Genomic DNA, 20,091 nt, shown 5'->3' with positions numbered 1-20,091 from the left:
ATTTTGTGTTCGGGCATAACATGAGTAAGAGGTGCATGTATGCCAACCAAAAAGAAACCCCTGCGTGACCTACCAAAAATCCCCAAGGAGCTGCTCGAAGAGTTCGGTGAGGGGCTGATTACCGCAGAGGCTATTGAAGACGCTTCTGCGGCCTTCAAGAAGGCCTTGATTGAGCGAGCATTGAGTGCCGAGCTCGGTCACCACCTGGGGTATCCGCCGGGCGCGCAGCGCCCAGAGGATGAAACCAACCAGCGCAATGGCAAAACGGGCAAGACGATTTTGACGGGGGATGGCCCGCTGCGGCTGGAGATTCCCCGTGATCGGGATGGCAGTTTTGCCCCCATTCTGATCCCCAAGCATGAGCGGCGTTACACCGGTTTTGATGACAAGATCATCGCCATGTATGCCCGAGGCATGACCGTTCGAGAAATCCGCGCTTTCCTCTCTGAGCAATACGGGACGGACGTTTCCCATGACTTCATCAGCTCAGTCACGCACGAGGTGATGGAGGAAATTGGTGCGTGGCAACAGCGACCGCTTGAGCCGATGTACCCAGTCATTTTCTTCGATGCGCTGCGGGTCAAGATCCGAGAAGAAGGCCTTGTCCGCAACAAGGCGATTTACTTGGCGCTGGGTGTTTTACCCGATGGAACGCGCGATATTCTTGGTATCTGGATCGAAAACACCGAGGGTGCGAAGTTCTGGATGAAGGTCTTCAACGACCTCAAGACCCGCGGCGTAGAGGACGTGCTGATCGCCGTGACTGACGGTCTCAAAGGCATGCCAGAGGCGCTAAGCGCAGTATTTCCGGCAACAACGCTGCAAACATGCATCGTCCACTTGATCCGCAACAGCCTCGATTACGCGGCGTGGGACAAGCGCCGTGAGCTGGCCAAGGCGCTAAAACCGATCTATCAAGCCATCAACGCAGAAGCGGCTGAGGAAGCACTGGATGCCTTTGAAAATGGCCCTTGGGGTAAGCAATACCCAACGGTGGTGGCGGCCTGGAGACGAGCCTGGGATCGAGTGATTCCATTTTTTGTCTTCCCGCCTGCCATTCGAAAAGTGATCTATACGACCAACGCTATCGAAAGCATCAACGCTCAGCTACGCAAGATCATCAAGACCCGGGGCCACTTCCCGACGGATGACGCAGCGACCAAGCTGATCTGGCTTGGGCTGCGTAACATCACGGCAAACTGGGGCTCGGCGGCTCATGACTGGAAGAGTGCGATGAACCAATTTGCGATTCTGTACGGAGATCGATTTATCAGGCCGACCTGGTAAAACCCGGCCTGCCTGACGGCAGGCCATTACCGGCCCGCACACAAAAAATCTGACACTCTCTTTAATTGTCTTTGAAACCGGGTTTACCGTTAGCGGAGAGCCATTTTTTCACCTCGATTACAACTTCCTCAGGACCATCCTTACCTTCTTCCGGGTAGTAGATCAAATCTGAGCCAGAAGGGTGCTCAACTAGCCGCTTAAACTCAAGAATGGCAGCAATTTGCTGTTTCTCTGTACGAAATCCCGAGTTATAGATTTTTCTGACAAATTCAAGAAAACTTTTTTCGCTCATTTCTTGTATCGATTTCACATCAAAGCCCTTTATGAATTTCAACATGCACCTTAGGGGTGACAATACTTATATTGTCAGCATTATATAAATCTCCACCCTCTGCCAATCCCAACTTATGATGCAGCTCGTACTTCACTCTTGCTCCCGCAAAATCACTATCTCTTACTATCGGAGCTTTACCTTTTTTCATTTCGTTTAAACTCGCCGCATTGAACAACTCAGCTAATCTTTCCTCGTTGAAAACAGCCTTCCACAATCGCTCTCTAAAAGCCCTGAAGCTTTTGAACTGCCTCCCTCTCAACTTCTCAGCGATCTCCGATGGAATCGCCGCGCCCTCGCCTTGCGCAGCCGCCTCCAGCCATCTACTCGGTACCGGCTCTCCATAGCCGCTGGCAACCCCCGGATCATTCCGGCGATCCCGGAACATGACGTACTGCGGTGGCAGTCCCGATTCCGGCGGGAAAACCAGAATGAAGTCGTCGAAGTGAATGTTGCCCGGGACAGGATAGGTATCGATCCGTCCTTCAATCGGGACGAGATTGCCGCCGAAGTATCGCGGTGGAGCTGATTCTTCGACGGGCAACTGCGTTGAACTGTCAGTCGGCGTTACTGAAGGCGTCCAGACCACGGTTGTTGGCGGAAGGTCAGTAAGCGTGGTGCCGTAGGTGTTTTCCCCGGGGTTATAACCGGCTGCAATCACCCGTACGCCGGAAGGGAGTCTTTTACCGCCGACCGGAACAACGAGCAGTTCCGCCAGATTGCCTGTCAATGGCCGGGGACTTAAACGTACGGGTAAATCCAGCAACGCCCTTTCGCTTGCCAACCTGTGCAGATCCGGTAAAGGCCCGGGAAGCAGGTCCGACAGCGGATGGCTGAGCAGAAAGCGTTCAGGCAACTCACCATTGCCCAGCGTCGGTGAGTAGATGAATGCACTCACACCCACCATCAGACCCGACGCCGTGCCTGCCGCGAGACCCGACAGGCCGGCAACCGCCGAGCGAATGACGGCAGCTAGGCCCGCCATCAGATTGTCCGCAATCGCAACCGCACCGCCGGATGTCGCAAATACCAGTTGGGCGTGGCTGACATTACCCTGAAGGCGTAAAAGGCTGCCATGACCGCGGCTACGTTGATGCTCCTCAAGCAGGCGGTTGGCCTGTTCGATGGCCTCCCGCCGATGCTGCTCCTCAGCAACCCTGCGTGCTTCGGCTTCAGCCTCAAGCGCCGCCTGTTCCTCGGCACGCTTGCGCTCCAGTGCCTCAGCCGCCAGGCGGGCCTGTTCTTCTTCAAGTCGCCTGAGTTCATTGGCGGCGGCCTGCCGCGTCAGTTCTTCCGCCAGCCGTCGAGCATGCTCTTGAGCGACGCGGGCCTGTTCCTGTGCAACCTGCCTGGCGTGTTCCGCCGCCAACCGCGCCTGCTCTTGGGCGATCCGCTCGGCTTCCTGCGCTTGCACCACGGCAATCATGCCTTTGACCGTGGCCGACTGGCTGTTCAACAAGTTGATGCCTTCGACCAGCAATTTGGCATTGAACAAGGCGCTATAGGCCTGCCGAACGCTGACACTGCCGCCTCGCCGATTTACCTGTGGTAACCGGCCACCGTTAAAAAAAGTTTCAATTTGGGCATGACTGAAACGTTGAATGGCAACGTCTCTCGCCACGAAAAACGCATTGAATTTTCGTGTCGTCAGCGACTCCCTGAATCGCATCTCCCGCGCCAGCGCATCCAAAGGAGGCAAGACACTTTGATCACCTGCTGCCCTCACTTCTGCCAGTTCATGTTCAATGACCTGAGCAATATTCCTGGAAGTATCTTTATAGATACTTTCCATATCGAGTATTTCACCCAAAGGCGCAAAGTTGATGTTTGGTCCCGAGCCGTCTCCTGCACCTAAATAATGTAAATATTCATCTTGTTTATCCGGACGCACAACCGTCGGCGGAAGCGTTATTCCATTACGCTGCATTTATAAATCCTCCATGGACAATAGTTTTGTCGTGCTGGCCGGTCGCCCTCAAACAGCCAATAACGTGACCGGCACCTAGAGAAATTTATGGAAATAAATGCTGCGTGGTGCGATATATAGTTATTGCTCGCGTTTTATATGTCACGCCGGACGGAACTGATAAAGCAGTAGGAAGTTTCTCTACTACTCTTTTTCTTCAGCAACTTTGGAAGGTAGCGCAGCGCTTCAATCACCCAAGAGCACTTACCTGCTGGGCGTTTGTCACAAGCAGGGAAGCCAAGAACAATAAACAAGGAGAAACCCGATGCAGCTGACACGCATTGCCCAGGCCGTTTTCATTACCCTGCTCGCTGGTCACGCCGGTGCTGCCACGATGGACAGCACCCGCGAACAAATCGCCGCACAAGCCAAACAGCTTGAACCGGAACTGCTGGAAACCCGCCGCGACATCCACGCCCACCCGGAACTGGGCAACACGGAAAAACGCACCGCCGAACTGGTCGCCAAACAACTGCAAGCCATGGGCCTTGAAGTGAAAACCGGCGTCGCCCGCACTGGCGTCGTCGCCGTGCTCAAAGGTGCCCTGCCCGGCCCGACCGTGGCCTTGCGCGCCGACATGGACGCACTGCCAGTCAAGGAAGTCGCCGACCTGCCATTCGCCTCGAAAGCCAAAGGCATCTACCTCGACAAAAAAGTCGACGTCATGCACGCCTGCGGCCACGACGCCCACACCGCGATCCTGCTCAGCACAGCGAAAATTCTCACCGGCATGCGCGACACCCTGCCCGGCACCGTAGTCTTCTACTTCCAGCCCGCCGAAGAAGGCCCAAGCGACTTCATCCCCGACGGCAAAAACATTTGGGGCGCGAAAATGATGGTCGAAGAAGGCGTGATGAAATCACCGAAACCCGATGCGGTCTTCGGCCTCCACGTCTGGGCCGGCGTCCCCGCCGGCCAGATCGCCTACCGCCCTGGCGCCACCCTCGCCAGCTCCGACGACCTGCGCATCAAAATCCTCAGCAAACAAACCCACGCCGGCCGCCCCTGGGACGGCATCGACCCGATCACCGTCGGCGCGCAAACCATCGTCGGCCTGCAAACCGTGGTCAGCCGCCGCACCGACATCTCGTCCTATCCGTCAGTGGTCAGCATCGGCACCATCAACGGCGGCACCCGCTACAACATCATTCCCGAATCCGTCGACATGACCGGCACCCTCCGCTCCTACGACTACGGCATCCGCCAGAAACTGCATGCGGACGTACGCCAGACCGTAGAGAAAATCGCTGAAAGTGGCGGTGCGAGAGCCGACGTCACCATCATCGAAAAATATGACCCAACGATTAACAACCCGGCACTGACCGAAAAAATGCTGCCGACTTTGAAATGGGCGGCCAAGGATGACGTGGTGAATGCACCGCTGGTGGGAGGCGCGGAAGACTTCTCGTTCTTTGCCAAGGAAGTGCCGGGGCTGTTTGTGTTTCTCGGCGTGACGCCAAGAGATCAGGACATGAGCAAAGCCGCGCCGAATCACAATCCGGGGTTCTTTGTGGATGAGTCGGCGTTGGTGGTCGGGGTGAGAACATTGGCGTCGTTGGCGACGGATTATTTGTATGCCAATGCCGGGGCAGCAAAATAGAAATGGAGTGACTGTGGGGGCGCCTTCGCGAGCAGGCTGTCTCCTACAGTTGGATTGGGTGCAGGCAGTTAGAGGTTGGGGGGCTGTCAGGCCGCCTTCGCTGGCAAGCCAGCTCCCACAGTTGGATTGGGTGCAGGCAGTTAGAGGTTGGGGGGGCTGTCAGGCCGCCTTCGCGAGCAGACTCGCTCCCACAATGGGATCGAGTACACCCGCCAGAGACTGGTCGGCTACCAGGCCGCCTTCGCTGGCAAGCCAGCTCCCACAAGGAATTGAGTACCCCGCGCTCGCAGCGCATGCCGCCCCACTCAACACAATGAGCGCAAGCTCGAGTACCGCTTTTGATCTTGATCCACGGGCGACGTCGGAAGGCTGAGTGGAGGGATTGATCCGGGGGTGGGAGCGCAGCGACCGTTCGACGCAGTCGAACACATCGAGAGGAGGTGCAGCGAAGCAAACCGTAGGCGATGCCCCCCGGATCGATCCCGAAGCGAAGGAACCCCGAGCCCCAGCGAGCGGGCCGCACGCAGGAGCAAGCCTTTTTGGTTACTTTTTCGGCGTCTGGAAAAAGTGACCCGCCGTAAGGAGAGTGTCAGATTTTTTGTGTGCGGGCCGGTAATGGCCTGCCGTCAGGCAGGCCGGGTTTTACCAGGTCGGCCTGATAAATCGATCTCCGTACAGAATCGCAAATTGGTTCATCGCACTCTTCCAGTCATGAGCCGCCGAGCCCCAGTTTGCCGTGATGTTACGCAGCCCAAGCCAGATCAGCTTGGTCGCTGCGTCATCCGTCGGGAAGTGGCCCCGGGTCTTGATGATCTTGCGTAGCTGAGCGTTGATGCTTTCGATAGCGTTGGTCGTATAGATCACTTTTCGAATGGCAGGCGGGAAGACAAAAAATGGAATCACTCGATCCCAGGCTCGTCTCCAGGCCGCCACCACCGTTGGGTATTGCTTACCCCAAGGGCCATTTTCAAAGGCATCCAGTGCTTCCTCAGCCGCTTCTGCGTTGATGGCTTGATAGATCGGTTTTAGCGCCTTGGCCAGCTCACGGCGCTTGTCCCACGCCGCGTAATCGAGGCTGTTGCGGATCAAGTGGACGATGCATGTTTGCAGCGTTGTTGCCGGAAATACTGCGCTTAGCGCCTCTGGCATGCCTTTGAGACCGTCAGTCACGGCGATCAGCACGTCCTCTACGCCGCGGGTCTTGAGGTCGTTGAAGACCTTCATCCAGAACTTCGCACCCTCGGTGTTTTCGATCCAGATACCAAGAATATCGCGCGTTCCATCGGGTAAAACACCCAGCGCCAAGTAAATCGCCTTGTTGCGGACAAGGCCTTCTTCTCGGATCTTGACCCGCAGCGCATCGAAGAAAATGACTGGGTACATCGGCTCAAGCGGTCGCTGTTGCCACGCACCAATTTCCTCCATCACCTCGTGCGTGACTGAGCTGATGAAGTCATGGGAAACGTCCGTCCCGTATTGCTCAGAGAGGAAAGCGCGGATTTCTCGAACGGTCATGCCTCGGGCATACATGGCGATGATCTTGTCATCAAAACCGGTGTAACGCCGCTCATGCTTGGGGATCAGAATGGGGGCAAAACTGCCATCCCGATCACGGGGAATCTCCAGCCGCAGCGGGCCATCCCCCGTCAAAATCGTCTTGCCCGTTTTGCCATTGCGCTGGTTGGTTTCATCCTCTGGGCGCTGCGCGCCCGGCGGATACCCCAGGTGGTGACCGAGCTCGGCACTCAATGCTCGCTCAATCAAGGCCTTCTTGAAGGCCGCAGAAGCGTCTTCAATAGCCTCTGCGGTAATCAGCCCCTCACCGAACTCTTCGAGCAGCTCCTTGGGGATTTTTGGTAGGTCACGCAGGGGTTTCTTTTTGGTTGGCATACATGCACCTCTTACTCATGTTATGCCCGAACACAAAATTTCTGACACCCCCGCCGTAAGGGCGGAACCCTAATCAGCACCACCCGAAGCAACAGATATTCACCCAAACCCAAAGCGCTCAAACCACATCAACCCCTACGTGAATCGCATCATGCCGCCAAAACTCCAGATCGCAATCAATCAACCGCTCATGCTGATCATAATTGACCCGAGCAATCCGCAAACCCGGACTCCCCACCGACACTCTCAAAGCCGCCGCAGCATCTACAGACAATGACGTAGGCACGATCTCAAACCGCACCCGCCCATAGTGCAAATCGTAATGCCGCGCATACAACTCGGTAATCGACTGATTCAAATCAAACCCCAGAATCCCCGGAAAAAACTGCGGATTCAAATAATGCTCAACATAAAGCACCAACCGCCCATCAATCCGCCGCGACCGACAAATCTGAATCACGCTCGACAAGGCCGGCAACTGCAACCACGCACACACCGCCGCCGACGCCGGTTGCATCCGCGCCGAAATCACCTCGGTCGAAGGCACCCGCCCCTGCGCACTGACCATCGCGTGAAAGTGACTGCGCTGCATCAGGTTATAAGCCAGACGCGGCGGCGACACGAACCAGCCCCGCCGCTCCTCGCGATAAATCTGGCCCTGCGCCTCCAGTTGCAACAACGCCTCACGCACCGTAATCCGCGTCGTGCCAAACAACTCACTGAGCTTGCGCTCGGCCGGCAACTTGCTGCCGGGCGCCAATAGCCCGTGGTCAAGTTGCTCCTGCAACACCTGGCCAATCGCTGTCACCGCTTTTGTTGCCTCATCGCGCATCAACGTTACCTATCTGGACTAGACCAGCACTGTTTCAGGGCAAAACCGCACGACTGAAAAACCATTTCCGTGCGTTGCAAGCCTAGGCAGTGCAGATGACCAAGAGATGACAAACCTGCCGAACGGTCCCAATTACGACTTGCAATACATCGGCCAAGTCCCTTGCCCTCCGGGGCTTTGAGCATGGTCTACGCTTACCCCGCAGCCCATGAAACCGGGTAAATAAAAGGCCTGATGCAGAGTCACCGACATCAAAATGTCATCCAGCCCCCTTAAATTGGCTCAGGTATTGCTGACCTAGACCAACACAAACCGCAATCGCAGCGTTGAACACGACCAAGGAGCTTCGGAATGAAACAGCTTTTCCTGGCAACACTGTTAGGCTCGACCATTGCAATGTGCACCGCCGCCATGGCGGCAGGCACCGATCTGAAAACCCTCGAAGCCGCTGCGAAAGCGGAAGGCGCCGTCAACAGTGTCGGCATGCCCGATGACTGGGCCAACTGGAAAGGCACCTGGGCAGACCTGGCCAAGAACTACGGCCTGAAACACATCGACACCGACATGAGCTCGGCCCAGGAAATCGCCAAGTTCGCCGCCGAAAAAGACAACGCCAGCGCCGACATCGGTGACGTCGGTGCCGCCTTCGGCCCGATCGCGGTCAAGCAAGGCGTGGTGCAGCCTTACAAGCCAAGCACTTGGGATCAGGTCCCGGACTGGGCTAAAGACAAGGACGGCAACTGGGCGCTGGCCTACACCGGCACCATCGCTTTCATCGTCAACAAGAAGCTGCTGCACGGCTCCGAAGTACCGACCAAATGGGCTGACCTCAAGGGCGGCAAATACAAGGTTTCCATCGGTGACGTGAGCACTGCTGCGCAAGCTGCCAACGGCGTTCTCGCTGCGGCACTGGCCAACGGTGGCGACGAGAAAAACATCCAGCCCGCCCTCCTGCTGTTTGCAGACATCGCCAAGCAAGGTCGCCTGTCGATGGCCAACCCGACCATCGCCACCATGGAAAAAGGCGAGATCGAAGTCGGCGTGGTCTGGGACTTCAACGGCCTGAGCTACAAGGCCAAGATGGCCAACCCGGATGACTACGTGGTGCTGATCCCGTCCGACGGTTCGGTGATTTCCGGCTACACCACCATCATCAACAAATACGCGAAAAACCCGAACGCCGCCAAGCTCACTCGCGAGTACATCTTCAGTGATGCCGGCCAGACCAACCTCGCGCGCGGCAACGCCCGCCCGATCCGCGCCGAGCATCTGCAACTGCCAGAAGACGTGAAAGCCAAGCTGCTGCCGAACGAGCAGTACAAAAAGGTCACGCCGATCAAGGACGCCGATGCGTGGGAAAAAACCTCCAAGGCACTGCCGCAGAAGTGGAACGAAGAAGTCATCGTCGAGATGAAGTAACGCTGTAGATCGCCTCTGTGTGATTTGTTGAAGATCCAACTGTGGGAGCGGGCTTGCTCGCGAAGGCGTCGTGTCAATCGACATCATTGTTGAATGATCCACCGCATTCGCGAGCAAGCCCGCTCCCACGGGGGGGATTGAGTTGATTTCGGAATATTTGAATTTCGCGGAGTTTTTGCCCCTATGAAGCACAACGTCATCCTTGTCGTGCTCGACGGCCTCAATTACGAAGTCGCGCGTCACGCCATGGGGCATCTGCAGGCTTACGTTGGCGCAGGACGCGCCGCACTCTACAAACTGGAGTGCGAGTTGCCGGCCCTGTCCCGACCGCTTTACGAATGCATCCTCACCGGCGTGCCGCCGATCGACAGCGGCATCGTCCACAACAACGTTTCGCGCCTGTCCAACCAGCGCAGCATTTATCACTACGCGCGCGATGCCGGTTTGAAAACCGCAGCAGCGGCTTATCACTGGGTCAGCGAGTTGTATAACCGTTCGCCGTTCGTGGCCGCCCGAGACCGTCACACCGACGATCCGACACTGCCGATCCAGCACGGCCATTTCTACTGGCAAGATCACTACCCCGATTCGCACCTGTTCGCCGACGCGGAACACCTGCGCCTGCGCCATGCACCGGACTTCCTGCTGATCCACCCGATGAACATCGACGACGCTGGCCACAAGCACGGCCTCGACACCGCGCAATACCGCAACAGCGCACGGTTCGCCGACATCATCCTCGCCGACTATTTGCAGGCCTGGCTCGACGCCGGCTATCAGGTGCTGGTGACTGCCGACCACGGCATGAACAACGACCGCTCGCACAACGGCCTGCTTCCCGAAGAACGTCAGGTGCCACTGTTCGTCCTCGGCGACGCCTTCAGCCTCAATGCCGACGCGGCGCCGAAGCAGACCGAAATCTGCGGCACGGTCTGCGAACTGCTCGGCGTGCCCCACGACAAACCTGTGTGCCGGGAGTTGCTCAAGTGAATGCCATGACTCGCGGCAAATGGCTGGCAGCCCTGTGCCTGGTGCCCTTCGCACTGTTCTTTATCGTGTTCGAAATCGCCCCGCTGATCTGGGTGATGATCAACAGCCTGCAATCGGAAGAGTTCGGTTGGGGCTTCGCCAACTTCAGCAAGATCTTCAGCTCGAAATTCTATTTGCAGGCAATCCAGTACAGCCTGGAGATCAGTTTCTGGTCGAGCGTGTTCGGCATCATCATCGCCGTGCTCGGTGCGTATTCCCTGCGCCGGGTCGACTCGAAACTGCGCAACTTTGTGAACGCCTTCGCCAACATGACCAGCAACTTTGCCGGCGTGCCTCTGGCCTTTGCGTTCATCATCCTGCTCGGCTTCAACGGCAGCATCACCATCATGTTGAAGCAGGCCGGGATCATCGAGGACTTCAACCTGTATTCGAAAACCGGCTTGATCATCCTCTACACCTACTTCCAGATTCCCCTCGGCGTACTGCTGCTCTACCCGGCCTTCGACGCCCTGCGTGAAGACTGGCGCGAGTCCGCCGCACTGCTCGGCGCCAACGGCTGGCAGTTCTGGCGGCACATCGGTCTGCCGGTGTTGACCCCGGCGCTGCTCGGTACGTTTGTGATCCTGCTGGCCAACGCCCTCGGCGCCTACGCCACGGTATACGCGCTGACCACCGGTAACTTCAACGTGCTGCCCATCCGCATTGCGGCGATGGTTTCCGGCGATATTTCCCTCGACCCGAATCTGGCCAGTGCGCTGGCCGTGGTGCTGGTGGCGCTGATGACCATCGTCACCGTCGTGCATCAACTGCTGTTGAAGAGGAGCTACCATGTCTCGCGCTGAAACCGGCCCGGCCGCCGTCTACCACCGCGTCGTGGTCTACCTGTTGTTCGCCATCCTCCTGGCACCGCTGGTGGGCACGCTGATCTACTCGATCGCCAGCAGCTGGTCGGCGACCATTCTGCCCAGCGGCTTCACCTTCAAGTGGTACCTGCAGTTGTGGGGCGACCCGCGTTTTCTCCACGCCTTTGGCCAGTCATTGCTGGTGTGTGTCGGCGCGCTGGTGCTGTCGGTGGTGCTGATCCTGCCACTGCTGTTTGTGGTGCATTACCACTTTCCGAAACTCGACGCGCTGATGAACATCCTGATCCTGCTGCCGTTCGCGGTGCCGCCGGTGGTGTCGTCGGTCGGCCTGTTGCAGCTCTACGGTTCGGGCCCGATGGCGATGGTCGGCACACCGTGGATTCTGATCGGTTGCTACTTCACCGTGGCGCTGCCGTTCATGTACCGGGCGATCACCAACAACTTGCAAGCGATCAACCTCCGCGACCTGATGGACGCCGCGCAACTGCTCGGCGCCAGCACCTTTCAGGCCGCATTCCTGGTGGTGCTGCCGAACCTGCGCAAAGGCCTGATGGTGGCGTTGCTGCTGTCGTTCTCGTTCCTGTTCGGTGAGTTCGTCTTCGCCAACATCCTCGTCGGCACCCGCTACGAAACCCTGCAGGTTTATCTGAACAACATGCGCAACAGCAGCGGCCACTTCACCAGTGCGCTGGTCATCTCGTACTTCTTTTTCGTGCTGGTCCTGACCTGGATCGCCAACATCTTGAACAAGGACAAAAGCGAATGAGCTATGTCAGCGTCCAACACCTGCAAAAAAATTACGCGGGCACTACGGTGTTCAGCGACATCAATTGCGAAATCAACAAGGGTGAATTCGTCACCCTGCTCGGCCCGTCCGGGTGCGGCAAATCCACCCTGCTGCGTTGCATCGCCGGCCTGACCCCAGTGGATGGCGGCAAGATCCTGCTCGATGGTGTCGATATCGTGCCGTTGAGCCCGCAGAAACGCGGGATCGGCATGGTGTTCCAGAGCTACGCGCTGTTCCCGAACATGACCGTGGAACAGAACGTCGCCTTCGGTTTGCGCATGCAAAAGGTCAACGCTGACGACAGCCATAAACGCGTCAACGAAGTGTTGAAACTGGTTGAACTGAACGATTTCGCCAGCCGCTATCCGCATCAGCTTTCCGGCGGCCAATGCCAACGCGTCGCTCTCGCCCGCTCACTGGTCACTCGTCCGCGTCTGTTGCTGCTGGATGAGCCGCTGTCGGCACTGGATGCACGAATCCGCAAACACCTGCGTGAACAGATCCGTCAGATCCAGCGCGAACTCGGCCTGACCACGATTTTCGTCACCCACGATCAGGAAGAAGCGCTGACCATGTCTGACCGGATTTTCCTGATGAATCAGGGGAAAATCGTACAAAGCGGCGACGCCGAAACCCTGTACACCGCGCCGGTCGACGTGTTCGCCGCCGGCTTCATCGGCAACTACAACCTGCTCGACGCCGACGACGCGTCGAAGCTGTTGCAGCGCCCGATCAACCACCGCATCGCCATTCGCCCGGAAGCCATCGAATTGAGCCTCAACGGCGAACTCGACGCTCAGATCCGCAGCCACAGCCTGCTCGGCAACGTCATCCGTTATCGCGTCGAAGCGCGCGGCGTGGAACTGGTGGTGGATGTGCTCAACCGCTCGGCCGCCGATCTGCATCCCGACGGTCAGCGCCTGGCACTTTCCATCGATCCGACGGCCCTGTGTGAGGTAGCCTGATGACTTTGCTGACGTTGAAGAGAGAACTGCACTGATGGCCCTGGCAATTTTTGATCTGGACGAAACCCTGATCCACGGCGACTGCGCCACCCTCTGGAGCGAGCAGATGGGCCGTTTGGGCTGGGTCGATCCCGAGTCGTTCATGCGCAAGAACAACGAACTGATGGACGCCTACAGCCATGGCAAATTGCGTATGGAAGACTACATGGACTTCAGCCTCGAACCGCTGATCGGCCGCACGCCGGAAGAAGTCGAGCATCTGGTCGGCCCGTGGGTGGAAGACTTCATCGAACCGATCATCTTCAGCGACGCGACCAAAACCATCGCCGCTCACCGCAAGGCCGGTGACCGGATTCTGGTGATCTCGGCGTCGGGCACGCACCTGGTCAAACCGATTGCCGACCGTTTGGGCATTGACGAGGTGCTGGGGATCGAACTGGAAGTCGCCCATGGTGTTTACAGTGGCCACACCGTTGGCACCCTGACCTACCGCGAAGGCAAGATCACCCGATTGCTGGAATGGCTGGATGCAGAAGAAGAGAATCTGGAAGGTGCGAGTTTTTACTCCGACTCACGCAATGACCTGCCATTGTTGCTGAAGGTGGATTTCCCGCATGTGGTCAATCCGGATCCGGTTCTGCTTGAGCACGCTCAAAAGGCTAACTGGCCAATCCACAACTGGAAGTAAATAAAGATCCAAATGTGGGAGCGGGCTTGCTCGCGAATGCGGTCTTTCACTCAACAGTAATGCTGACTGATCAGACCCTTTCGCGAGCAAGCCCGCTCCCACAGGAGAATGATGTTTCAGCTCAGGCTGTTGTCAATCACCAACACCAGTTTCCCCGAAACCGTATTGCTCGCCAGCTCGGCAAACGCCGCCTCGGCGTCTTTCACCGCAAAAGCCTTGGCCAACTGCGGACTCAACCGCCCTTCGGCAAACAGCGGCCAGACATGCTGGCTCAAGTCGCTGAACAGATCCGCCTTGAACTGATCGTCACGACTGCGCAGTGTCGAGCCGAGCAACTGCACGCGCTTGGCCAACACCTGCGCCAGATCCAGTTTCGCCTCACGCCCACCCATCAGCCCGATCAGCACCCAGCGCCCGTCCAGCGCCGTCAGCTTGAGGTTCAGCGCCGCATAGTTGCCGCCGACCGGATCAAGGATCACGTCGAACGGGCCGAAGTCACGCAGGCTTTCCAGGTCATCGGTGCGCACCACCCCGCCCTGGGCTCCCAGCGCCTCACAGTAAGCCAAACGCTCGGCCGAGCCGACGCTGACCCAACATGGGTTGCCAAACGCCTTGCACAGCTGAATAGCGGCTGAACCAATCCCACTTGCGCCGGCGTGCAAGAGAACTTTCTCACCCGGTTTGAGCGCCGCAAGCTGAAACACATTCAGCCAGACTGTTGCGTAAACCTCAGGCAATGCTGCCGCCTCGATCAGCGATACGCCTTCGGGAACCGGCAGCACGTGCCGCCCGTCGACCACCACCTCTTCAGCCATGCCGCCCCCGGCCAGCAAGGCGCAAACCCGATCGCCGACCTGCCACGAACTGCCCGCGCCCACCTCGCTGATCACCCCGGAACACTCAAGACCGAGTACTTGGCTCGCACCGGGAGGTGGCGGATAGAGACCGGCTTTCTGTAATAAATCGGCGCGATTGAGGCCGGCTGCCGCCACCCGAATGCGAACTTGTCCTACATCACACGTAGGACTCGGCTCTTCAACCCATGCCACTTGACCTTCCACGCCTTGCAATGCCTTCACAGTGCCTCCATAGTGAGTCTGGACTGAGCCCGAAGCTGTAGCGCCGGGCTTTTTGCATTATGCGACCGGCTCTCGTAGAACCGGCGACTTCAAAGACGGCCTAATATGCGTTATCAATTGTCCCCGCGTCGAATCAGCATGAAGCATTTGCTCCCCAGCACCGCCCTCGCTCTATTCATCGGCATCGGCCTGTTGCCGGTGTCGGGCACTACATTCGCAGCCAACAGCTGGGACAAGTTGCAGCCTGATCGCGATGAAGTCATCGCCAGCCTGAATGTCGTCGAGTTGCTCAAGCGTCACCACTACAGCAAGCCGCCGCTCGACGATGCGCGCTCGGTGATCATCTATGACAGCTACCTCAAGCTGCTGGATCCGTCGCGCAGCTACTTCATGGCCAGCGACATCAGCGAATTCGACAAGTGGAAGACCCAGTTCGACGACTTCCTGAAAAGCGGCGACCTCAACGCCGGGTTCACCATCTACAAGCGCTATCTGGATCGCGTCAAGGCGCGTCTGGACTTCGCCCTTGCCGAGCTGAACAAAGGCGTCGACAAGATGGACTTCACCACCAAGGAAACCTTGCTGATCGATCGCAAGGACGCCCCTTGGCTCAAATCCACCGCCGAACTCGACGACCTGTGGCGCAAACGCGTCAAGGACGAAGTGCTGCGGATGAAGATCGCCGGCAAAGAGCCCAAGCAGATCCAGGAAACCCTGACCAAGCGCTACAAGAACCAGTTGTCGCGTCTGGATCAGACCCGTCCGGAAGACATCTTCCAAGCGTACATCAACACCTTCGCCATGTCTTATGATCCGCACACCAACTATCTGTCGCCGGATAACGCGGAAAACTTCGACATCAACATGAGCCTGTCCCTGGAGGGCATCGGCGCCGTGTTGCAGAGCGACAACGATCAGGTGAAAGTCGTGCGTCTGGTGCCTGCCGGCCCTGCCGACAAGACCAAACAGGTGGCCCCGGCCGACAAGATCATCGGTGTTGCCCAAGGCAACAAAGAGATGGTCGACGTGGTCGGCTGGCGTCTGGACGAAGTGGTCAAGCTGATCCGTGGCCCCAAAGGCACCGTGGTGCGCCTGGAAGTGATTCCGGCCAGCAATGCACCAAACGACCAGACCACCAAGATCGTGCCGATCACCCGTGAAGCGGTGAAGCTCGAAGACCAGGCCGTGAAGAAGTCCGTGCTGAACCTGAAACAGGACGGCAAGGACTACAAACTCGGCGTCATCGAGATCCCGGCCTTCTACCTCGACTTCAAGGCGTTCCGGGCCGGTGATCCGGACTACAAGAGCACCACTCGCGACGTCAAGAAACTGCTGACCGAGTTGCAGAAAGACAAAGTCGACGGCGTGGTCATCGACCTGCGCAATAACGGCGGCGGTTCTCTGCAGGAAGCTACCGAGCTGACCAGCCTGTTCATCGACAAAGGCCCGACCGTACTCGTGCGTAACGCCGATGGCCGCGTCGACGTGCTGGAAGATGAAAACCCGGGTGCGTTCTACAAAGGCCCAATGGCGCTGCTGGTCAACCGCCTGTCCGCCTCGGCTTCGGAGATCTTCGCCGGAGCCATGCAGGACTACCACCGTGCACTGATCATCGGTGGCCAGACCTTCGGCAAAGGCACCGTGCAGACCATTCAGCCGCTGAACCACGGCGAACTGAAACTGACCCTGGCCAAGTTCTACCGGGTTTCCGGTCAGAGCACCCAGCACCAAGGCGTTCTGCCGGACATCGACTACCCGTCACTGATCGACACCAAGGAAATCGGCGAGAGTGCCCTGCCGGAAGCCATGCCGTGGGACACCATCCGCGCGGCGATCAAACCTGCAGCCGATCCGTTCAAACCGTTCCTGGCACAGCTCAAGTCTGAACATGACACACGCACCGCCAAGGATGCCGAGTTCGTGTTCATCCGTGACAAGCTGGCGCTGGCGCAGAAACTGATGGAAGAAAAAACCGTCAGCCTCAATGAAGCCGATCGCCGTGCCCAGCACGCCGGTATCGACGCCAAGCAACTGGTGATGGAAAACATCCGTCGCAAGGCGAAAGGCGAAGAGCCGCTCAAAGAGCTGAAGAAAGAGGACGAAGACGCCCTCGCGGCCGCCGAGCCGGACAAGGTCAAACCGGAAGACGATGCCTACCTGAGCGAAACCGGGCGCGTGCTGCTCGATTACCTGAAGCTGAGCAATCAGGTGGCCAAGAAGTAAGACGATGGCAATTTAATGCTGGCGATCCCCGGATCGTCATCAAACAGTCATTATTCTGTCGTGCAATAAAGGACTGGGAGCCACTCTCTTCATCGAGAGCGCTCCCAGTCCTTTTTTTATCGCCAGAGATTGCCATGACCACGACCGAACAGCTGAGTGCCTTGAGCTCGATCCTGACTCAAAGCGGCTTGCACAGCCTGTTCCAACCGATCATCTGCCTCTCCGAACGACGCATTCTCGGCTACGAAGCCCTGACGAGGGGCCCGTCCAACAGCCCTCTTCACTCGCCCATCGCGCTGTTCGCGGTGGCGCGTCAAGCCGGACGTCTGAGTGAACTGGAGATCGCCTGCCGTCAGAGCGCTTGCCGCCGTTTCAATGAACAGCAACTGCCGGGCAAACTGTTTCTCAACGTCTCGCCGGAATCTTTGCTGGAAGCCGCGCATCAGCCTGGGCGGACGTTGCAATTACTTCAAGACTTCGGCATTCCGCCAAGCCAAGTGGTGATCGAGCTCACTGAACAGACGCCAATCGACGATTTCCAGTTGCTGCAAACTGCGCTGCATCACTATCGGGCGATGGGGTTCTCGATTGCACTGGATGACCTCGGTGCCGGGTATTCAAGCCTGCGCCTCTGGTCAGAACTGCGTCCGGATTACGTGAAGATCGATCGGCACTTTATCGACGGCATTCATCAGGATGCGTTGAAGCGAGAGTTCGTCGGCTCGATCCTGCAAATTGCCAAAGCTTCCAGGGCGCAAGTCATCGCCGAAGGCATCGAACTCCCAGAAGAGTTAGCTGTGCTGACCGAGATGGGCGTGGATTTGGTGCAGGGTTACTTGCTGGGGCGTCCACAAGAACAGCCACCCCGTGATGCCCGAGCGTTGATGCCCAAACACGACAGCAGCACCGTAGCCCTGAACGACGAAGGCAGCGATCTCAGCGCCCTGCTCAACGACCAGCCCGCCGTGCATCGCGACACACCGACCGCCACCGTGCTGGAAGCCTTCCGCCGCCAGGCCAATCTCAACTCACTGGCCGTGCTCAACGAACAAGGACAACCGTGCGGCATTGTCCATCGTCACTCGCTGTCGGATGCCTTGCTCAAGCCTTTCGCCACTGACCTGTTTGCACGCAAACCCATCAGCCGATTGATGAACGACGACTTCCTCGCCGTGGAAATGAGTCAGTCGCTGCAACAGGTAAGTCGCCTGATCACCAGCCGCGCCCGTCAGCGCATCGAAGAAGATTTCATCATCACCCTCAACGGCGGCTACCTCGGCCTCGGCCGGGTAATCGACGTACTCAAACTGATCACCGTACTGAAAATCCAGCAAGCCCGCTACGCCAACCCCCTGACCCTGCTGCCCGGCAATGTGCCGATCCAGCAATGCCTGACCCGCCTGCTGCAACAGGGCCGCGAATCAATCATCTGCTACGTCGACATCGACAGCTTCAAACCCTTCAACGACATCTACGGCTACGGCCGCGGCGACGAAGTCCTGCTGTGCCTGGCGCAATGCCTCAACGAACGCGTCGACCCGTCGCGCGACTTCGTCGGCCACATTGGCGGCGACGACTTTCTCCTGGTCCTTGGTCCCGAGGATTGGCGCAAACGCCTCAACCAGTTGCTCGACGACTTTCAAAGCCAATGCCGGCGTTTCTATCGGCCAGAGCATCTTGAGGCTGGCTGCTTCATTGCCCCGAATCGGCAAGGCATTCGCCAAGAGTTCCCGCTACTCTCGCTATCGATTGGCGTGGTCCACCTGCACCCCGAAGCCTGCGCGCAACTCGACGCTAGTCAGCTTGCGGAAATGGCCTCCCAGGCGAAGCATCATGCGAAGAATGTTCCGGGGTATAGCGTGCATGTGCTCGACACCATCCCCCCCCCAAATCTCCATACCCCGCAGCTAATCGGCCAACGCTAACTCCCAAACAACACAAATCCCTGTGGGAGCGGGCTTGCCCGCGAAGGGGTCAGTAAAGTCACTCTATCTTCTGCTTATAATGCCGGCTACCACATTGAACAGTCTTCCTGCCCGGCCAGGTATAAATCATCAGCCCAGACTTCGGACAGGATAGAGTGTACGTGCTCAAAAAAACCTTTCGGATCTTTCATTTCGTTCCAACCAAATGGAAGCAATGAATGAGAAAAAGGATCATGTTTAAAAGCATCAGCAAGATTACTTATTTCGCCATCCAGTGCCTCATTCAGCACAGAAAACAAGACAAACTTGTGCCGAAAAGTCAAACTAGAAAATCTTTTAACGATAAATTTAGATATCAGAATCACTCTATCCGAAGGACACTCTGGATCGTACTCCGCCAACTCCGAACCCAGCGTTTCCTCACGATCATATATATCAAACCCTCCAAGAAAGTGCTTTAACTGGGGATTATATGGAACATCAAAATAAGGATGAATCAACATCCAACATTCTCCACCGGATACAGGGCGATGGGGTTCAACGTTTCAAAATCAAACTTCATTTCAAATCCACGCATATTTTCAATTAAGCGGGGTTCTAATGGGTTTAATGGATTAGGTTCATATCCTCGCCCGACATTTTCGGCAGCCATTCTCACAACCAAATTACCCATACTATCCTCGCCCGTAAATCGCGACATCTTCCTTGCCTCTCTTGTCATCGCTTCATTATAAGCATTCAGCTGCGCTCGATGGGTTGCAAACTTCGAACTGTATACGCCTCTAAACATATTTCTTCACTACTCAATGACTACAACATACTTTACTAAACGCACTTACCACGTAGCCTGGTCTTCCAGACTAGCCTTCCTCAAATCCTCCGCCCATTCAATCATAGCTAGTCGATATATATCTTCAAAAAAAATTCTTGAGTCATCCATCTCATCCCAACCATCCGGAAATGAGGAGTAAGCCTCGGGATCATATTGAAAAAGAGATTTAAAATCGTATCCCTTTTCTTCCAACGCAAATTCCAGACATTGAACAAGTAAAAATTTTTGCCGATACGACCGCTTCATAGGCATGCAATATCTTAGAATAAGCTCTCGTCTATCCGCCGCAACATTCGGATTATATTTTTCAAGCTCCTCACCTAAGGTTTCCTCACGATCATAAACATCAAAACAACACAAAAAATATGCGGGACTCGGCAGATACGGCTTCAATGTTTCAGGATCAATGAACAT

At 57.0% G+C, this 20,091-nt stretch carries 18 protein-coding genes; 10 read left to right on the top strand and 8 right to left on the bottom strand.

Annotation, left to right across the window (positions count from 1 at the left end; translation table 11 throughout):
• The first annotated feature begins 39 nt into the window (after positions 1 to 39).
• Positions 40 to 1,287, top strand: a complete 1,248-nt coding sequence (locus ATI02_RS03320; protein WP_095191982.1) for an IS256 family transposase — start codon at positions 40 to 42, stop codon at positions 1,285 to 1,287.
• A gap of 61 nt (positions 1,288 to 1,348) precedes the next feature.
• Here the strand turns inward: ATI02_RS03320 and ATI02_RS03315 are convergent, their stop codons facing one another.
• The gene (locus ATI02_RS03315) at positions 1,349 to 1,579 is read right to left on the bottom strand and encodes a bacteriocin immunity protein (RefSeq protein ID WP_238156267.1); all 231 of its coding nucleotides are present in this window, start codon (positions 1,577 to 1,579) and stop codon (positions 1,349 to 1,351) included.
• A gap of 19 nt (positions 1,580 to 1,598) precedes the next feature.
• Entirely contained in the window at positions 1,599 to 3,545 is a 1,947-nt protein-coding gene (locus ATI02_RS03310; protein WP_100845417.1) for a pyocin-S2/colicin E7-DNase domain-containing protein, read from the bottom strand.
• A 304-nt stretch (positions 3,546 to 3,849) separates the two neighbouring features.
• On the opposite strand from ATI02_RS03310, the gene ATI02_RS03305 reads away from it, so the two are divergent.
• A complete protein-coding gene (locus ATI02_RS03305) occupies positions 3,850 to 5,184 on the top strand; it encodes an amidohydrolase (RefSeq protein ID WP_100845416.1) in 1,335 nt (444 codons plus the stop codon).
• A 642-nt stretch (positions 5,185 to 5,826) separates the two neighbouring features.
• Here the strand turns inward: ATI02_RS03305 and ATI02_RS03300 are convergent.
• Positions 5,827 to 7,074, bottom strand: a complete 1,248-nt coding sequence (locus ATI02_RS03300; protein ID WP_095191982.1) for an IS256 family transposase — start codon at positions 7,072 to 7,074, stop codon at positions 5,827 to 5,829.
• A gap of 118 nt (positions 7,075 to 7,192) precedes the next feature.
• A complete protein-coding gene (locus tag ATI02_RS03295; protein ID WP_100845415.1) occupies positions 7,193 to 7,906 on the bottom strand; it encodes a UTRA domain-containing protein in 714 nt (237 codons plus the stop codon).
• Positions 7,907 to 8,257: 351 nt separating this feature from the next.
• On the opposite strand from ATI02_RS03295, the gene ATI02_RS03290 reads away from it, so the two are divergent.
• From ATI02_RS03290 to ATI02_RS03260, 6 genes are all read left to right on the top strand, one after another.
• On the top strand, positions 8,258 to 9,325 hold the full coding sequence (locus tag ATI02_RS03290) for an ABC transporter substrate-binding protein (protein ID WP_100845414.1): 1,068 nt from the start codon (positions 8,258 to 8,260) through the stop codon (positions 9,323 to 9,325).
• Positions 9,326 to 9,508: 183 nt separating this feature from the next.
• Positions 9,509 to 10,315 carry an alkaline phosphatase family protein gene (locus ATI02_RS03280; RefSeq protein ID WP_095191883.1) on the top strand — a complete coding sequence of 269 codons (807 nt, stop codon included), beginning with the start codon at positions 9,509 to 9,511 and terminating at the stop codon, positions 10,313 to 10,315.
• A gap of 5 nt (positions 10,316 to 10,320) precedes the next feature.
• Positions 10,321 to 11,157 (top strand): ABC transporter permease, encoded by an 837-nt coding sequence (locus ATI02_RS03275; protein WP_167394906.1) that lies wholly within the window; start codon positions 10,321 to 10,323, stop codon positions 11,155 to 11,157.
• Positions 11,144 to 11,944, top strand: a complete 801-nt coding sequence (locus ATI02_RS03270) for an ABC transporter permease (RefSeq protein ID WP_095191881.1) — start codon at positions 11,144 to 11,146, stop codon at positions 11,942 to 11,944. Before ATI02_RS03275 ends, ATI02_RS03270 begins: the two co-directional genes overlap by 14 nt.
• Entirely contained in the window at positions 11,941 to 12,930 is a 990-nt protein-coding gene (locus ATI02_RS03265; protein WP_100845413.1) for an ABC transporter ATP-binding protein, read from the top strand. Before ATI02_RS03270 ends, ATI02_RS03265 begins: the two co-directional genes overlap by 4 nt.
• A gap of 34 nt (positions 12,931 to 12,964) precedes the next feature.
• A complete protein-coding gene (locus tag ATI02_RS03260) occupies positions 12,965 to 13,618 on the top strand; it encodes an HAD family hydrolase (RefSeq protein ID WP_100845412.1) in 654 nt (217 codons plus the stop codon).
• Positions 13,619 to 13,734: 116 nt separating this feature from the next.
• Here the strand turns inward: ATI02_RS03260 and ATI02_RS03255 are convergent, their stop codons facing one another.
• On the bottom strand, positions 13,735 to 14,697 hold the full coding sequence (locus ATI02_RS03255; RefSeq protein ID WP_100845411.1) for a zinc-binding dehydrogenase: 963 nt from the start codon (positions 14,695 to 14,697) through the stop codon (positions 13,735 to 13,737).
• Between the two features lie 138 nt (positions 14,698 to 14,835).
• On the opposite strand from ATI02_RS03255, the gene ATI02_RS03250 reads away from it, so the two are divergent.
• Both ATI02_RS03250 and ATI02_RS03245 read left to right on the top strand, forming a co-directional pair.
• Positions 14,836 to 16,920: a carboxy terminal-processing peptidase gene (locus ATI02_RS03250; protein WP_167394865.1), complete on the top strand. Its 2,085-nt coding sequence runs from the start codon at positions 14,836 to 14,838 to the stop codon at positions 16,918 to 16,920.
• 134 nt (positions 16,921 to 17,054) lie between these two features.
• A complete protein-coding gene (locus tag ATI02_RS03245) occupies positions 17,055 to 18,845 on the top strand; it encodes a bifunctional diguanylate cyclase/phosphodiesterase (RefSeq protein ID WP_100845409.1) in 1,791 nt (596 codons plus the stop codon).
• A gap of 86 nt (positions 18,846 to 18,931) precedes the next feature.
• Here the strand turns inward: ATI02_RS03245 and ATI02_RS03240 are convergent, their stop codons facing one another.
• The 3 genes from ATI02_RS03240 to ATI02_RS03230 form a co-directional block, all read right to left on the bottom strand.
• Positions 18,932 to 19,348, bottom strand: coding sequence for a hypothetical protein (locus ATI02_RS03240; RefSeq protein WP_100845408.1), 417 nt, complete (start codon positions 19,346 to 19,348; stop codon positions 18,932 to 18,934).
• Positions 19,342 to 19,497: a hypothetical protein gene (locus ATI02_RS03235; protein WP_238156268.1), complete on the bottom strand. Its 156-nt coding sequence runs from the start codon at positions 19,495 to 19,497 to the stop codon at positions 19,342 to 19,344. The genes ATI02_RS03240 and ATI02_RS03235 overlap by 7 nt, the downstream gene beginning before the upstream one ends.
• A 183-nt stretch (positions 19,498 to 19,680) precedes the next feature.
• Positions 19,681 to 20,091 carry a hypothetical protein gene (locus ATI02_RS03230; protein ID WP_100845407.1) on the bottom strand — a complete coding sequence of 137 codons (411 nt, stop codon included), beginning with the start codon at positions 20,089 to 20,091 and terminating at the stop codon, positions 19,681 to 19,683.

Origin of the sequence: Pseudomonas baetica, assembly GCF_002813455.1 — a bacterium.
Taxonomy (GTDB): domain Bacteria; phylum Pseudomonadota; class Gammaproteobacteria; order Pseudomonadales; family Pseudomonadaceae; genus Aquipseudomonas; species Aquipseudomonas baetica.
Note: the sequence above shows the minus strand (reverse complement) of the source record. Positions and strands in the feature narration are given on the sequence as shown.

Excerpts from the sequence above, each read along its gene's own strand:
- ATI02_RS03320 (WP_095191982.1), top strand. The coding sequence starts at position 40 with ATGCCAACCAAAAAGAAACCCCTGCGTGACCTACCAAAAATCCCCAAG.
- ATI02_RS03315 (WP_238156267.1), bottom strand. The coding sequence starts at position 1,579 with ATGAGCGAAAAAAGTTTTCTTGAATTTGTCAGAAAAATCTATAACTCG.
- ATI02_RS03310 (WP_100845417.1), bottom strand. The coding sequence starts at position 3,545 with ATGCAGCGTAATGGAATAACGCTTCCGCCGACGGTTGTGCGTCCGGAT.
- ATI02_RS03305 (WP_100845416.1), top strand. The coding sequence starts at position 3,850 with ATGCAGCTGACACGCATTGCCCAGGCCGTTTTCATTACCCTGCTCGCT.
- ATI02_RS03300 (WP_095191982.1), bottom strand. The coding sequence starts at position 7,074 with ATGCCAACCAAAAAGAAACCCCTGCGTGACCTACCAAAAATCCCCAAG.
- ATI02_RS03295 (WP_100845415.1), bottom strand. The coding sequence starts at position 7,906 with ATGCGCGATGAGGCAACAAAAGCGGTGACAGCGATTGGCCAGGTGTTG.
- ATI02_RS03290 (WP_100845414.1), top strand. The coding sequence starts at position 8,258 with ATGAAACAGCTTTTCCTGGCAACACTGTTAGGCTCGACCATTGCAATG.
- ATI02_RS03280 (WP_095191883.1), top strand. The coding sequence starts at position 9,509 with ATGAAGCACAACGTCATCCTTGTCGTGCTCGACGGCCTCAATTACGAA.
- ATI02_RS03275 (WP_167394906.1), top strand. The coding sequence starts at position 10,321 with ATGACTCGCGGCAAATGGCTGGCAGCCCTGTGCCTGGTGCCCTTCGCA.
- ATI02_RS03270 (WP_095191881.1), top strand. The coding sequence starts at position 11,144 with ATGTCTCGCGCTGAAACCGGCCCGGCCGCCGTCTACCACCGCGTCGTG.
- ATI02_RS03265 (WP_100845413.1), top strand. The coding sequence starts at position 11,941 with ATGAGCTATGTCAGCGTCCAACACCTGCAAAAAAATTACGCGGGCACT.
- ATI02_RS03260 (WP_100845412.1), top strand. The coding sequence starts at position 12,965 with ATGGCCCTGGCAATTTTTGATCTGGACGAAACCCTGATCCACGGCGAC.
- ATI02_RS03250 (WP_167394865.1), top strand. The coding sequence starts at position 14,836 with ATGAAGCATTTGCTCCCCAGCACCGCCCTCGCTCTATTCATCGGCATC.
- ATI02_RS03245 (WP_100845409.1), top strand. The coding sequence starts at position 17,055 with ATGACCACGACCGAACAGCTGAGTGCCTTGAGCTCGATCCTGACTCAA.
- ATI02_RS03240 (WP_100845408.1), bottom strand. The coding sequence starts at position 19,348 with ATGTTGATTCATCCTTATTTTGATGTTCCATATAATCCCCAGTTAAAG.
- ATI02_RS03235 (WP_238156268.1), bottom strand. The coding sequence starts at position 19,497 with ATGGCTGCCGAAAATGTCGGGCGAGGATATGAACCTAATCCATTAAAC.
- ATI02_RS03230 (WP_100845407.1), bottom strand. The coding sequence starts at position 20,091 with ATGTTCATTGATCCTGAAACATTGAAGCCGTATCTGCCGAGTCCCGCA.